The 15,658-nt window shown below is 42.3% G+C and carries 12 protein-coding genes; 4 read left to right on the forward strand and 8 right to left on the reverse strand.

Going from position 1 to position 15,658, the window contains the following annotated elements; translation table 11 throughout:
• Positions 1-48: 48 nt before the first annotated feature.
• On the reverse strand, positions 49-2,001 hold the full coding sequence (gene ftsH / locus FIV01_RS11955) for an ATP-dependent zinc metalloprotease FtsH (protein ID WP_152431202.1): 1,953 nt from the start codon (positions 1,999-2,001) through the stop codon (positions 49-51).
• A 107-nt stretch (positions 2,002-2,108) separates the two neighbouring features.
• Positions 2,109-2,738, reverse strand: a complete 630-nt coding sequence (gene rlmE / locus FIV01_RS11960) for a 23S rRNA (uridine(2552)-2'-O)-methyltransferase RlmE (RefSeq protein ID WP_152431203.1) — start codon at positions 2,736-2,738, stop codon at positions 2,109-2,111.
• 113 nt (positions 2,739-2,851) lie between these two features.
• Between rlmE and yhbY the strand changes: the two genes are divergently transcribed.
• A complete protein-coding gene (yhbY, locus tag FIV01_RS11965) occupies positions 2,852-3,148 on the forward strand; it encodes a ribosome assembly RNA-binding protein YhbY (RefSeq protein ID WP_114785256.1) in 297 nt (98 codons plus the stop codon).
• Between the two features lie 102 nt (positions 3,149-3,250).
• Here the strand turns inward: yhbY and greA are convergent, their stop codons facing one another.
• On the reverse strand, positions 3,251-3,724 hold the full coding sequence (gene greA / locus FIV01_RS11970) for a transcription elongation factor GreA (protein WP_152431204.1): 474 nt from the start codon (positions 3,722-3,724) through the stop codon (positions 3,251-3,253).
• Positions 3,725-4,243: 519 nt separating this feature from the next.
• Here greA and FIV01_RS11975 point away from each other — a divergent pair.
• Both FIV01_RS11975 and dacB read left to right on the forward strand, forming a co-directional pair.
• Positions 4,244-5,302, forward strand: coding sequence for a porin (locus FIV01_RS11975; protein ID WP_152431205.1), 1,059 nt, complete (start codon positions 4,244-4,246; stop codon positions 5,300-5,302).
• A gap of 102 nt (positions 5,303-5,404) precedes the next feature.
• Entirely contained in the window at positions 5,405-6,838 is a 1,434-nt protein-coding gene (gene dacB, locus FIV01_RS11980) for a serine-type D-Ala-D-Ala carboxypeptidase (protein ID WP_152431206.1), read from the forward strand.
• On the opposite strand, the gene FIV01_RS11985 is transcribed toward dacB, so the two are convergent.
• Both FIV01_RS11985 and tyrS read right to left on the reverse strand, forming a co-directional pair.
• A complete protein-coding gene (locus tag FIV01_RS11985) occupies positions 6,817-7,662 on the reverse strand; it encodes a magnesium transporter (RefSeq protein ID WP_152431207.1) in 846 nt (281 codons plus the stop codon). The two genes, dacB and FIV01_RS11985, sit on opposite strands and share 22 nt — an antisense overlap.
• Before the next feature lie 372 nt (positions 7,663-8,034).
• Positions 8,035-9,222: a tyrosine--tRNA ligase gene (gene tyrS, locus FIV01_RS11990; RefSeq protein ID WP_152431208.1), complete on the reverse strand. Its 1,188-nt coding sequence runs from the start codon at positions 9,220-9,222 to the stop codon at positions 8,035-8,037.
• 129 nt (positions 9,223-9,351) lie between these two features.
• Here tyrS and shyC point away from each other — a divergent pair, with 129 nt between their 5' ends.
• Positions 9,352-10,638, forward strand: coding sequence for a peptidoglycan DD-endopeptidase ShyC (gene shyC / locus FIV01_RS11995; protein ID WP_152431209.1), 1,287 nt, complete (start codon positions 9,352-9,354; stop codon positions 10,636-10,638).
• 21 nt (positions 10,639-10,659) lie between these two features.
• Here the strand turns inward: shyC and FIV01_RS12000 are convergent, their stop codons facing one another.
• From FIV01_RS12000 to erpA, 3 genes are all read right to left on the reverse strand, one after another.
• Positions 10,660-13,791 carry an efflux RND transporter permease subunit gene (locus tag FIV01_RS12000; protein WP_152431210.1) on the reverse strand — a complete coding sequence of 1,044 codons (3,132 nt, stop codon included), beginning with the start codon at positions 13,789-13,791 and terminating at the stop codon, positions 10,660-10,662.
• Between the two features lie 9 nt (positions 13,792-13,800).
• Positions 13,801-14,883: an efflux RND transporter periplasmic adaptor subunit gene (locus FIV01_RS12005; RefSeq protein WP_152431211.1), complete on the reverse strand. Its 1,083-nt coding sequence runs from the start codon at positions 14,881-14,883 to the stop codon at positions 13,801-13,803.
• Positions 14,884-15,128: 245 nt separating this feature from the next.
• Positions 15,129-15,470, reverse strand: coding sequence for an iron-sulfur cluster insertion protein ErpA (erpA, locus tag FIV01_RS12010; RefSeq protein ID WP_114785255.1), 342 nt, complete (start codon positions 15,468-15,470; stop codon positions 15,129-15,131).
• Positions 15,471-15,658: the final 188 nt, after the last annotated feature.

Consider the following 15,658-nt stretch of genomic DNA (forward strand, 5'->3'; position numbering starts at 1 on the left):
AAAATACAAAAACCCCGATAAAACCGGGGTTTAATTGGTTAATCTATCTTATTCTGCGTCTTTTTTTTCCGACACTTGTTCTTCAACAGGGTCTACTGAAGATGACGCTTGTTCTTGTTCAGATTTTGATTTAGGTTCATCTTGAACTGAATCTTTAGCCGCTGGCTTGTCAGAGTTATCCCCCCAACCAGCTGGCTCTCTAATCTCAGTTTTACGCTCCATTAAATCATCAATCTGACCCGCGTCGATAGTTTCATACTTCATCAACGCATCTTTCATGGCATGCATAATATCCATGTTGTCTTCAAGGATCTGCTTAGCACGAGCATAGTTTCGATCGATAATTTTGCGTATTTCATCATCAATGAGTTTTGCTGTGTCATCTGACATATGCTTGGTCTGAGTAACACTACGTCCAAGGAAGACTTCACCTTCTTCTTCTGCATAAAGAAGAGGGCCAAGTTTATCAGAGAATCCCCATTGAGTGACCATCTTACGCGCGATATCCGTTGCACGTTCGATATCATTCGAAGCACCAGTTGAAACTTTTTCTGCCCCGTAAATAAGCTCTTCAGCTAGCCTACCACCGTATAGACTGGAAACCATAGATTCAAGGTGCTGACGAGACATACTCACTCGATCTTGTTCTGGGAGATACATTGTCACCCCAAGAGCTCGACCACGTGGAATAATAGAAACTTTATATACAGGATCATGCTCAGGAACCAGACGACCAACAATGGCATGCCCAGCTTCGTGATATGCTGTCGATTCTTTAGTCTCTTCCGACATCACCATGGAACGACGCTCCGCTCCCATCATGATTTTGTCTTTAGCCAGTTCAAACTCAACCATAGAAACATTACGCTTATTACCGCGAGCGGCGAACAAAGCGGCTTCGTTAACTAAGTTAGCAAGATCGGCACCAGAGAAACCCGGTGTACCACGTGCGATGAGAGAAGGTTCAACATCTCCTGCCAACGGCACTTTACGCATATGCACTTTAAGAATCTGTTCACGGCCACGTACATCTGGTAAACCAACGACAACTTGCCTGTCGAATCGACCTGGGCGAAGTAAAGCTGGATCTAGAACATCTGGCCTGTTTGTTGCCGCAATGACGATAATTCCTTCATTGCCTTCAAAACCATCCATTTCTACCAGCATTTGGTTCAATGTTTGCTCACGCTCATCATGGCCACCACCAACACCTGCACCACGTTGGCGACCAACTGCATCAATTTCATCGATAAAGATAATACATGGGGCTGCTTTCTTTGCCTGTTCGAACATATCACGCACACGCGAAGCACCGACCCCGACGAACATTTCAACGAAATCAGAACCAGAGATAGTGAAAAAAGGCACCTTGGCTTCGCCCGCAATGGCTTTGGCAAGTAACGTTTTACCCGTACCTGGTGGACCAACCATCAATACACCAGTCGGGATCTTTCCGCCTAACTTTTGGAATCGACTCGGGTCGCGAAGATAATCAACCAACTCTTTGACATCTTCTTTCGCTTCATCACACCCCGCCACATCTCCAAATGTGGTTTTAATTTGCTCTTCGCTCATCATTCGAGCTTTACTCTTACCAAATGACATAGCGCCTTTACCGCCGCCACCTTGCATTTGGCGCATGAAGAATATCCACACACCAATCAACAAGATCATTGGGAACCAAGAAATAAAGATCGTTCCTAACAGGCTCTGCTCTTCTGGTGGTGTTCCTTGTACTTTCACATTCTGGTTAATCATGTCATCCAGAAGTTTTTGATCGTACACAGGCATATAGGTCACATAACGAGAACTACCGCCGCGACGAGTGAAAGTAATTTCTTCACCTTTGAAGGTCGCGTCCTGAATCTGGCCTTGACCAACTTCTTTTACAAATGTGGTGTAATCAACTGCTCTGCCACTGCTATCTCCTGGGCCGAAGCTCTGGAAAACCGACATCAAAACGACAGCGATTACAAGCCATAGAATTAAATTTTTTGCCATATCACTCAAGGTGTAAGCCTCGCGATAAATAATTGTAATTAAAGGTAGGGTACTACAGTTTGTAAACTGTAGCTACAGTGTTAACCTGTGCTTCATAAAGCAAATAGTTAACCTTTGTAACCAGTGGCTACAATAAACACTTCTCGGGAACGCGCCCTAGAAGAATCAGGTTTGCGGATTTTCACGACTTTAAACATCTCGCGAACATCTTTAACGTATTGATCGAAACCTTCGCCCTGAAATACTTTCACAACAAAACTACCATTTGGGGCTAGAACTTGTCGACACATATCTAAAGCCAGTTCAACTAAATACATAGCTCTAGGTTGATCAACAGAGTTGTTGCCTGCAATATTAGGAGCCATATCAGACATAACAACATTCACCATAGATGGTTGAATTTTATCTAACAAAGCTTCCAATACAGAGTTTTCTCGAAAGTCTCCTTGAAGGAAACTAACTCCTGCAATCGGATCCATGGGAAGTAAATCACACGCAATGATTTTCCCCTCGTCACCTACTAGCTTAGCAGCATATTGAGACCACCCACCGGGAGCTGCTCCCAAATCAACGACTACCATTCCAGGTTTGAGAAGCTTATCCTTATTTTGAATTTCTTCGATCTTAAAATAAGCACGAGAACGATAGCCCTTTTTGCGAGCTTCATTGGCGAATTTGTCGTCAAAATGCTCTTTCAGCCAACGTCCTGAACTGGCTGAATGTTTCTGTTTGCTCATCCAAATCCTAATTAAACAAAAGGCCACGATAGCCAATAAATTATAGTCTTCAGGGATAGATGGCGTTAAAATGGTATTTTTCAACCCTTAAAGTAAAGAAAATTGGCCGCGTAATGAACTTAAGCACAAAACAAAAGCAGCACCTCAAAGGCCTAGCACATGGTTTGAAACCCGTCGTGCTTATGGGCGCAAATGGACTTACTGAAGCTGTTCTGGCGGAAATCGAGATCGCTCTTAACCATCACGAACTGATAAAAGTTAAGATAGCCAGCGAAGATCGTGAAACAAAAAACCTTATTGTTGAGGCTATTGTACGTGAGACTGGTGCTGAAAATGTACAAGTAATAGGTAAAACCCTTGTTCTGTACAAGCAAAGCGACGATCGTAAAATTGAATTACCACGCAAGTAATAATCATAGCATTATGCGAAATAGCACAAAGGTCGCCTTGCGCGACCTTTTTCACATTCACTGATAACGAATACAGAACAGTGACAAAAAGTAATCGAAAGTCTATCGATACTCGACACTATCAATTTCGAAGTCTCGGTCACCACCAGGAGTGGATATGACTACTTCGTCTCCTTCCATTTTACCGATCAGACCTCGAGCAATGGGTGAACTTACAGAAATGCGTCCAGCTTTGATGTCTGCCTCGTCATCACCAACAATTTGATACGTTTTTTCATCTTCAGTGTCGCAATCGATGACGGTAACTGTCGAACCAAAGATAACCTTTCCAGTGTTATCTAGTTTCGATACATCAATCACCTGTGCGACAGATAATTTGTATTCGATATCTCTAATTTGAGCTTCACAGATCCCCTGCTCTTCACGAGCTGCATGATATTCTGCGTTCTCTTTAAGATCACCAAGTTCACGTGCTTCTGCAATAGCTTCAGATATTTGAGGGCGAAGCTTGAGTAAGCGGTCTAATTCTTCACGCAGCATTTTTTCACCGCGGACTGTCATTGGGACTTTTTCCATGTTTTACCTCATTGCCAAAGCTATCTTTGGACAAAACGAAACCACCCAATCGGACGGATTGGGTAGAGAATATGACTTAACATTATTTCCTCTAGTGTAAACAAAGTTAGCGACTAAATCACCTGAATTCATCTCTAGGGTTCTCAGACTTATAAATAAAATAGTTTTATCAGCTAAATCCATAGCTTAAAACTCTTTAGATGCACTATTCAAGCATAAAAAAAACTAAACAAACCCATGAGTAAAAATAAGACTAAATGGAGGTTTTTTACTATTAAAAACAATATATTGAGTGTTTTTTACCAAAAATAAAACATCGTACAAAATTCATATTTATATCTTTTTACTAACTTAGATTGGAACTTTGGCGTTAAAACAAAAGCCAGCAAGACTTCTATGGCTCTAGTTGCGTGCTTAAGCTTATTGCCAAGCTATGCAGTCAGAGCCGTGGAACGGAAGAAAATAGAAAGGCTAAGCCCTTTTAAAAATATTTATGGACAGTAAATTAGGACCAATAAGATGAACAAAACTCTGATCGCTCTAGCCGTTTCGGCTGCCGCTGTTACAACTGGTGCAAATGCAGCAGAAATATACAACCAAGATGGTAACTCTATCGAGCTTGGTGGTCGTGCAGAAGCACGTCTAGCGCTAAAAGATGGTAAAGCGGAAGACAACTCTCGTGTACGTTTGAATTTCCTAGGTAAAGCACAAATTACCGATAGCCTATACGGCGTCGGTTTCTACGAAGGTGAATTTACCACTAATGACAATGGTGGCGCTACCGACGGTAACAATAGCTCATCAGACCTAACGAACCGCTATCTATACGCTGGTATTGGCGGTACATTTGGTGAAGTGACCTATGGTAAGAATGAAGGCGCACTTGGCGTAATCACTGACTTTACCGATATCATGGCTTACCATGGTAACTCTGCTGCATATAAAATTGCTATCGCAGATCGCTCAGACAACATGGTTTCTTACAAAGGTCAATTCAACAACCTAAGCCTAAAAGGCAGCTACCGTTTTGCTGATGCTGAAGCTGATGGTAATAATGGCTACAAAGACAATGATGCTGATGGCTACTCACTATCTGCAATTTATGCAATCGGCGAAACAGGTATCAAGCTTGGAGCTGGTTACGCCGATGGCAATGAAGCAGAAATCGATTCTGAGACAGGTGAAGCTACTGATAATTATACTGAACGTACTCAATATATGCTAGCGGCATCTTACACTATCAATGACCTTTATTTTGCGGGTACTTTCGTTGATGGCGAAGATCAAATTGTCGGTGAAAGTGATACTACAGATCTCACTGGTTACGAATTTGCAGCGGCTTATACTTTAGGACAAACTGTATTTACAACCAGCTATAACTACCTTGAAAGCGATAAAGCTGGCACGAAGAAGGATGAAGCTGATAACGTAGCTATCGATGCAACATACTACTTCAAGCCTAACTTCCGTGGTTACATCTCATACAACTTCAACCTACTTGATGAAGATGCAGCACAAAATATCACTAAAGCAGATGCCGAAGACGAAGTAGCACTGGGTCTGCGTTACGACTTCTAATTTACGACTAAATTTGACAGTCTGATCACGCCCGCTTCTAGCGGGCGTATTTTTTACTGGTTATACTGGTTTTTCACCTTTTAAGTCGTGTGACCTAATTCTATGCAGACCTTCAAATTATTTGTGGCTTTTGTTATTTATCTTATCTCTTTTCCTACGCTGGCTGACCTCACTATCGAACAACTTCCCAAAGGGGCACAAACTAGTCTTCTGATTGAATCTTTGAACCAACAACAAGTCATCTATGATACACAAAATTCAGATGTCTATTTTCCACCTGCCAGCACTCTAAAACTCGTCACTGCACTGGCGGCAAAATTAGAGCTTGGTGATGACTTTCGCTACGAAACAAAGCTTGAACAAATGGGTAAAGATCTGATTATTCGCTTTTCTGGAGACCCGACACTAACGACAGAAGACTTGAAGCAACTATTGCTGGTTGCCAAAAGAAATGGACTGAAAAATATTGAGGGTAATATTTGGTTAGATAACAGTGCCTTTACAGGATACGATCGCGCAGTAGGCTGGCCTTGGGATATCCTCGGAGTTTGCTATAGCGCTCCCGCAACAGCCATCACGCTTGATGGAAATTGTGTCCAAGCATCGATATACAGTCAGGATGATGGACAGACCAGGGTCTATGTACCTAAACATTTTCCTGTTTACGTCACAACTCAAGCATCAAGTGTGTCAAAAGATCACCAAGAAAGCACCCAATGTAATCTCGAACTGGTCACATCGCCTAATAATCATTATCAACTGCAAGGCTGCTTAATAAAACGCAACAAACCTTTACCGCTTAAGTTCGCGGTCCAAGACCCGGGGTTATATACCCAACGAATGCTAGGTACTTTATTAAGTCAAATGAAGATCTCTTTTTCTGGATCAATAAAAATAGGAACACCTCAAGAGAACTCTGACATCACGTATCTGCTTGCGACTCACCACTCATTACCTCTTCCGCACCTTTTGGGAACAATGATTATAGAGTCGGACAATTTGATTGCAGATAATCTCACCAAGACATTAGGTTCTAAATTTTATATTCAACCCGGTAGTTTTAATAATGGAACTAAAGCTGTCAAACAGATCATTTTTGCGCACACAGGAATAGATTTACGCGATGTACCTATGGCTGATGGCTCTGGACTCTCACGCAACAACCGTTTTTCAAGCAAGACCATGGCCCAAATTCTACGTCACATATGGCTAAACGATGAAAAGCTCAATATGATTGAATTGATGCCAAGTTCTGGAGAGTCTGGAACGCTAAAATACAGGCGTAGCATGCGCAAAGATCCCATTAGGGGACAAATTATAGCCAAAAGCGGCTCTTTGTATGGTAGCCACAACATGGCTGGTTTTGGTCTAGATAGTTCAGGTAAACCTTCCACAATATTTGTTCAGTTTGTCTCTGACTACTTTCCCGAAAAGAAAAAAAGCGACAGTCCTCCAACCGTCGCTCCAATTACCCAATTTGAACAAGCCTTCTATAAGGATGTCGTCAAGTTTAGTCAGGTAATACCTAAAAAATGATTAACGACATTAAAGAAAATCCACATACCTGAGATATCAACAATCGATGCTAATACTGGGCTGACAAGAACGGCTGGGGCCAGTTTGCACATTCTCGCTAATATGGGTAGCAGCCCCCCCAAAACCGTCGATAAAATCACTTGAATAAACAGAGAGATGGCGATTGCAGTAGCAATGCTACTAAGCGTAAAACCTCCTGTCGAAGCATGACCACTAAATAGCATTACACGAGCAACAATCACCATAGCAATTGCAATCGCCAAGCAAACAGCAACACGACTCTCTTTCCAAAAAACCACAAGCCACTGGCGCTTTCTAAGCTCCCCTGTTGCTAGTGCTCTTATCACTAAGGTCGCAGCCTGAGTTCCAGTATTGCCTCCTGCCGCCGCAATCACAGGCATATACACAGCTAATAAAACAAGCTGACTTAAGGTATCTTCATATTGAGCAATAATCAGCCCTGACACGATACCAAGCAAGGCCAAGGATATGATCCAACCAATACGCTGTTTCACATGTCCCAGCACTGAGGTTCTCAAGTAACTGCCCGTGGTTTCTGCTTCGGAATGAATAAAGCCCAATCGATGAGCATAGTGGCGTGCTAATTTATCTTCACCTTTGTTCTCCAGCAGAGCGATTAACTGCTGTACATAACCAAGAGAGCAATGGCGCAAAATGGCTACAGCTTCTTCAATAGGCATAACAGATAGCAGATCCACTTGCTGCTCTTGTTCGTACTGCAAAAAAGCATTGCGAGCCGCACCAATTTCCTGCTCAGAAAAATAAGCGCTGTTTTTAATATATGTATTGTTCATTACCTTCATGGCGAATCTCCCGATTGGCAATAGGTAACGACCATCAAGTCACCAAGCCATAAGACTAAATATCATTAGCTGGTAGGAACTTAAACTCTAGAAAGGAAGGAGAAAAACTTGAGAAGTACTTGGGAAAAGATGTTCTCTACCACATGGCAGAGACGCAAATAGTCAACACCGATGCAGGTTTACTTTTCTCCCTCCATACTAGGGGGATGGTCGATGTTGTTCATAAAAGTCTCCAAATAAACCATCAAAACTGACGGCGGTTGGATGATAACAAAAATTACGATTTACTACAGTTAATTATGCGTAAATCGTCCCAATACTGACAAAGCTTATGAAAAAAGCGCCATTAAGGCGCTTTTTTCATTACATGGCTTAGTTTATCGTGATTCGAGCAAACTTACGCTTGCCGACCTGAAAAACGTAGGTGCCAGTATGTGGAGCAAACTTAGCGTCTGAGACTTTCTCACTGTCTATTTTCGCTGCGCCTTGTTTAACCATTCGCATGGCTTCAGAAGTAGAGGCACACAAACCTGCTTCTTTTAACAAATTACTTACAGGCAATCCCGCATCAAATGTAAATTCTGGCATTTCATCTGGAATTTGATTTTTAGCAAATCGATTAACAAATTCCTGCTCAGCGGCATCCGCCTCTTCCTCGCTGTGGAAGCGCGCAATGATTTCTTTAGCAAGTAACACTTTTATATTACGAGGGTTCTCTCCTTGAGCAATACTTGCCTTGAACTGAGCAATTTGTTCCAGCGGACGGAAAGAAAGTAAGTCATAATAACTCCACATCAGATCATCTGATATCGACATGATCTTACCGAACATTTCACTTGGCGCTTCACTAATACCAATGTAGTTATTAGCAGACTTAGACATTTTCTTCTCACCGTCAAGGCCAACAAGAAGCGGCATCATCAGCACAACCTGCGGTTTTTGCCCATTTGCTTTTTGCAGTTCACGCCCCATCAGCAAATTAAACTTCTGATCGGTCCCGCCAAGTTCAACATCCGTTTCCATTGCAACCGAGTCCCAACCTTGAAGAAGAGGATACATAAACTCGTGAATAGCAATAGGTTGACCACCAGCATAACGCTTTTTGAAATCATCACGTTCAAGCATACGTGCAACAGTCTGATTGGCAGCTAAGCGAATCATACCTTCTGCGCCAAGTTCAGATAACCATTGGGAATTAAACTGAACCTTAGTTTTTGCCGGATCAAGAATTTTAAATACTTGCTCTTTGTAAGTTTCAGCATTACGAATAACATCTTCTCGGCTCAAAGGTGGTCGTGTGGTGTTCTTACCTGTAGGGTCACCTACCATCGCCGTGAAGTCTCCAATAAGGAAAGTAACATCATGACCTAGCTCTTGGAACAAACGCAGCTTATTGAAAATAACCGTATGACCAAGGTGAATATCAGGAGCCGTAGGATCAGCACCTAATTTAATCCGCAAGGGGCGATTCTCTTTTAACTTTGCTATTAGCTCTTCTTCAGGAATAAGCTCTTCAACGCCGCGCTTAATCTCGGCCAGTGCAGATTCAATACTCGCCATTCTTGTTCACTCCCACAGATTTGGCAAAAATTTAATAATTTACCATATTACTTGAATAGCGAGTATTTTTGAAACCAGTTAGACTAAACAGGTAACTATATTTACGGATTTTTTAGAACGAACACTAAGATGCTGCCTATTTTCAACCAGCTACCAGCTATACACAGAACCTTTATTGCGTTATTCGGTGCATTAATTATCATTGCGCTACTGCTACCTTCACCTCGAGAATTAAGCTCGGAGAAGAAGCTCTATCAGCTCGGAGAGTACTACCCAATAGATATAGATGCCCGCTCATTGACGGTGTCAAACTCAGACAGTAAAAGTTCAACCTTACGCTGGGAAAAGCATACGGTTGGATCCGGCGATACCATGGCTCTCCTTTTTCAAAGAGCAGGATTATCTCCTAGGCTTCTACATGAGCTCACAACGACCAACAAGGAAATAAAAAAACAGCTAACTCGAATACGCCCAGGAGATACTTTTTTATTGGGTTTTGACGTCGATGATCAGTTAGTGCAAATTTCTCGAAAGATCAGTGCCTATGAAACCTTTTTGATCACACGATCTGAAATTGGGTTTACCTCCAGACTTGAGAAGAAAGAAGTCCACTATCAATATAATTATGCTGAAGCTGACATTTCCTCAAATTTCTGGAACGCAGGCGTTGGAGCAGGACTTACTGCCAACCAAATTATGGAACTGGCTGGGATATTTGGCTGGGACATCGACTTCGCTCTCGATATCCGAAAAGGCGACCATTTTGAAATTCTTTACCAAGACAAAATTGTTGAAGGTGAAGTGGTTGGCCAAGGCAAAATCATCGCCGCCATTTTTACCAATCAAGGCGATACCTTCAAAGCGATTTTGAATGATAAGGATGGCAATTATTATGATGAAAATGGCCGAGCAATGAGAAAAGCATTTTTGCGCTCCCCTGTCGATTTTCGTCGTGTGTCCTCAAATTTTAACCCTCGCCGCCTTCACCCTGTAACTGGCAGAGTTAAACCACACAGAGGAACAGATTATGTCGCGCCAGTAGGCACCCCAATATGGGCAGCAGGAGATGGCGTCGTACAAAAATCCAGCTACAACAAGTTCAACGGCAACTACGTTTTCATCAGACACAGTAATACTTACGTTACCAAATACCTCCACTTAACCAAGCGTAAAGTGAAAACTGGACAAAGGGTTAAACAGGGTCAAACTATAGGAACACTTGGAGGTACTGGTCGAGTAACTGGCCCACATCTTCATTATGAATTTTTGGTGCATGGTGTTCACAAAAACCCGAGGACGGTAAAATTACCGCAAGCTAAATCCCTCAGAGGAAAAGATAAAACGACTTTTATCGCCAATGCTAAGCTGAGATTAGATAAACTCAACCGCTATAGCCAATTGCTCGCAACTCAATAGCCTAACTTTTCTTCCTCGACGTTACTCGTCTAACTTCGAGGAAGTGGCAAGGCTCTCTTGAACACAAGTATTTATCTTGCTATCTCGACTCAACATCAAGAGGCAAGGCGTTAGAATCAATGTCAGTAATGTTGCAAATGCTAATCCCCCAGCAACAGCAGTTGCAAGCTGCGACCACCACTGAGTACTAGGAGCACCAAACTCTATTTTTTGGTTAATCAGGTCAATGTTCATTTCTAAAACCATGGGGAGTAGACCAAGAATAGTGGTTACCGTTGTCAGCAGCACGGGCCTCAAACGTTGTACTCCAGTGCGCAGAATAGCATCACGTTTTTCGACACCACGTTTAATTAGCTGATTGTAAGTATCAATCAAAACAATATTGTTATTCACGACAATTCCAGCCAGCGCAATGACACCTATCCCAGACATGATGACACCAAAAGGCTTTTGGAAAATTAACAGACCGACCAGAACACCAACCGTGGAAAACAACACCGCACTAAGAATTAAGAATGATTGATAAAAACTGTTGAACTGAGTCAGTAGAATAAGTGCCATTGCAACCAAAGCAATCATAAAAGCTTTTTGTAAAAATGCTGACGAGTTTTCCTGCTCTTCATTCTGGCCACGAATTTTAAACTCGATCCCGTCAGGTAGTGACAACTGGGCTAATGCTTGCTCAATTTTAGGTAATTCAAGTGTTAGGTTATAACCCTCTTTTATATCTGCAAATACATTGATTACTCTGGTGCCGTCAATACGGCGAATGGTATCTTGTTTAGGGCTAGGAATAATACTGGCGAAATTGGTTATTGGTACCATGCCAGCTGCTGTTTTCACTCTAAGCTGGTCAAAGCGGCCAATATCTCTTTTTTCTTGCGGATATCGGACAAGGATATCAACTTCCTCAGTCGCGTCATCAGGTAAATAGTCACCTAATTTAAGCCCATTCGTAACAAATTGAACGGTATTTCCTACCAAAGTGGCGTCTGCAAGAAAACGAGACGCATCATCTCGGCGTATATCTATCTGCCAATCAATTCCCCCTTTACTCGAAGTATCACTGATATTGGTAAACGCTGAATATCCATCCGCCCACTGACGAACTAATTTGGCGCCAACATCAAGTTGGTCATGTGCTCGAGAGGACAATTCAATAACCAAATCATGTTCTACAGGAGGGCCTGCATCAGGAAATTTATATTCAATCTCAACACCAGCATATTGATCTGTCGAGCGCTTCAACTCTTCGATAATTGTTTTTATTTTGCGCCTATATTGCCAATCAACAGGAGTAATTTGAATCTGCCCTATTTCATCATCTCCCCCTGTTTTGGTATATACACTCTCAAACTCCTGATGGCCAAGCATTACGGACTCAATATCACGCATGATCACATCTTTTTCATCCAGTGATAAGTCGCCATGAGAGCGAACTTTGACGGTAAAAAACGGCGGATCAACTTCAGGAAAAAACTCTGCGCCGAGGCCTGATTTTGCATAGGCCCAACCAACTAAAATAGCGAGTACAATAGCGCTAACGAGAATTCTAAATGGGTAATGAAGGGCTGTATCTAAAATCTGGTAGTAATATTGGGTAATCCCCTTGGCTTTGGAAAAGTCCCCGTTATCGAGCGCAAGCATTATTTCACCTTGTCTCTCTGTTGCTTGTTGCGGTTTACCAAACAAGCTCCCCATTACCGGCACAAACAAAAGTGCCATTGCCAATGATGCCGACAAGGTGGCAATCAAAGTTAGGGGGAGGTACTGCATAAACTCGCCAGTGATATTAGGCCAAAAAAGCAATGGTGCAAAAGCTGCCAAAGTCGTCGACGTTGACGCTATAATAGGCCATGCCATACGCTTAGCTGCCTCACGATATGCTTCTTTCCGACCTACGCCTTCTTGCATTCTCCTGTCAGCAAATTCAGTCACTACAATTGCGCCATCAACCAGCATACCGACGGCCATGATCAAAGAGAACAACACAACAATATTAATTGTTAAACCAAACACAGCCAGCACTAATAGACCCGTTAAAAACGAGCCAGGAATTGATATACCGACAAGAAATGCAGTGCGGACGCCAAGAATTGCAATGATAACAACGACCACAAGAATGATGGCGGATAAAATGTTATTCTGCAGATCATTAAGCATCATTTTGACATCGTTAGACTGATCCCAAGTATATTTGACCTGCAAGTTATTGGGCCATTCTTGATGCTTCTGCGCTTCCATAAGTACTTGCTTGATGAGAGCGACTGTTTCAATGATGTTTTCACCCGCACGCTTCTTGACATCGAGAACGATCGCAGATTGCCCATCTAAGCGTGCATAACTTTCAGGGTCTCGAAAAGCTCGCCGAACATTTGCTACATCGCCAAAAGTAATCACTTGCTTACCGTCAACTTTAACTGGTAACTCTAATACGTCTTTGATGGAATCGAATACAGAAGGGACTTTGACCGAGAACCGACCATAACCTGTATCAACAAAACCTGCCGCAACGACCCTATTATTTAGAGCAATCAAATTATAGATATCAGCTTGATCAAGGCCATAGCTTTCCATCAGCAAGGGATCAACGATGATTTCGATAATATCCTCTCTATCTCCAGCAATATCAACTTCAAGAACTTGACGGAAACTTTCGAGCTTATCCCTTAATTGGCGAGCAATTTTTACCACGGTTCTCTCTGGGACGCCGCCATAAAGCACAACCGTTAAGGCTGGTTCTTGAGACGCAAAAGTGACTTCACTAACTGTTGGTTCATCACTATCTTCAGGTAGTCTCGGCTTAGCTAAATCGACGGCTTCGCGAACATCAGACATGGCTTTGTTCAGATCAATCCCAACACTAAATTCAAGCATCACTGAAGCATGTCCCTCAGATGCTGTAGATGTCATTTCTTTCACCCCTTCAATCGAACGTAACTCCTGTTCGATAGGGCGAACAAGCAGTCTCTCTGAGTCAGCTGGAGAAATACCTTGATGACCAACAGACACATAAATGATAGGGATTGTGATATCTGGGCTCGATTCTTTAGGCACAGTAAAATAAGTCGCCCCCCCTGCAACTAAAACAAAAACCAACAGAACCAACATTGTTCTGACCCGAGAGAGTGCCGCATCAATCAAGGAGTACATAACTTACCCTCACTTTTTTTGCTCGACCGCAATCACTGTATCACCATGGCGGACAAAACCCTGGCCGACAGTAATAATACTTACCTGTTCTCCCAATCCTGTAAGCCAGACACCGTCTTGTTCAGCTTTGACTAACTTAATTGGTACAAAGTTAACCTGTTCATTAGTCAGAGTTTTTACCCCCAAATTGCCGGATTCATCCAGTGCAAGAATGGCTGGCGTGACTTTAACTGCCAACTGCTCATAAAGATTTAGTTTCACTTCAGCGCTCACCCCGGCAGGGATTTTTTGTTGAGGGTTAGGCAAGAGGATTTCTATCGGAAAAGTATTAGTCTCAGGGGATGAAACTCTGGAAATATAGCTGACTTTACCTTCAACTTCATTATCATCGATAAAGGACACCTGAGCGGGTTGCTGGAGCGCCAAGTTTTGAATATGCCGTTCGCTCACATCGGCTTCTATTACTATCTGACGAAGATCAATTAATGTTGCAACAGGATCGCCAACACTGACAAAATCACCAAGCTCTATGTATAAACGCTCAATAGCACCACCAAACGGTGCTTTAACTGCTGTATTGGCAAGGGCAAGTTTTGCATTTCTCAGCCCCGCTCTTGCTTCGATTAGGTCTGCCTGAGCCTTACTAAAAGCGACCTCTCCTTGTAGTCCTTTATTTTTTAGAGATTGAACTGCCTTGTATTCCTTTTCCCTAACTTTAAGTAATGCACTAGCTCGTTCTACCTGGATGTCCAAATCACCTTTATCGATACGCGCAATCACTTGCCCTTTAATGACAGCTTCGCCTTTATCCACCGCCAACTCTACAATCTTACCCGCTATTTCCGCGCCCAATTTAGCTTGCTTATCAGGGGCTGTTCTTCCATATAAACTTATCGACTTTTGAACTTTTTGAGCAGTATATGTTTGGAAACCGACCTTTGCTTTAGGGCTATCATTCAAAGTGTTCGATAGCGTATTTTCTTCAGCAATCAGCGTCCCTAGCCCTAACCAAATCGATAAAACAAAAATAATAGCCAGTGACAAAATATAAGGTTTTGAGGAAAGAAATTGGAAGAATGACAATCTGCTCATAACAATCCTTTGCCGAGTATATGCATCAAATCTCAATAACTCAGGATATAAATGAACCCACTAAAAATAAAACACGCTGAACCAGTAATTTAGCCAATGTCTCAGTTATTACATCTAGCAGATGAGAGTTTGTGACATGCAGGGACTAGATCAGATTGATTTCAAAAACATAAGAAGTGAACAGTTAAGGAAATAATTCTGAGGGGCAAAAGCCGCGGTGGTACACGGCTTGTTTAAATCAGTCTTTACACGCTAAACGACGCGCCGCAACCACAAGTTGTTGTTGCATTTGGGTTACTCACGAAAAAGCGTGAACCTTCAAGTCCTTCGGTATAATCAACTTCCCCCCCCACAAGGTACTGTAAACTCATGGGGTCAACGACTAAAGTAACACCACTATTAATTATCGTTGTATCACCGTCATTCACATTCTCATCAAATGTAAAACCGTATTGAAAGCCACTACAACCGCCGCCTGTGATATAGACACGTAGCTTGAGGTTTGGGTTTTCTTCTTCAGCAATTAACACTCCCACTCTGTTGGCGGCAGCATCTGAAAAGGTTAGTGGAATATTGACTTCACTCACAGTGACCTCTCTCACATTTCGATCCAATAAACATGGTTACTATCGAATACATCATTATTTTAGTTCTTCTTATTATCTAATACCTGAGTGCTCCGTTCAAGTATTCACCATCTAAGCTTATTTTTTTTCGTTAAATCACTACTTTAGTGACGAAAAAAACACATACTGGACTGCAAAATGTTTCATGT

The sequence above is a fragment of the Vibrio aquimaris genome (genome assembly GCF_009363415.1).
GTDB lineage: Bacteria > Pseudomonadota > Gammaproteobacteria > Enterobacterales > Vibrionaceae > Vibrio > Vibrio aquimaris.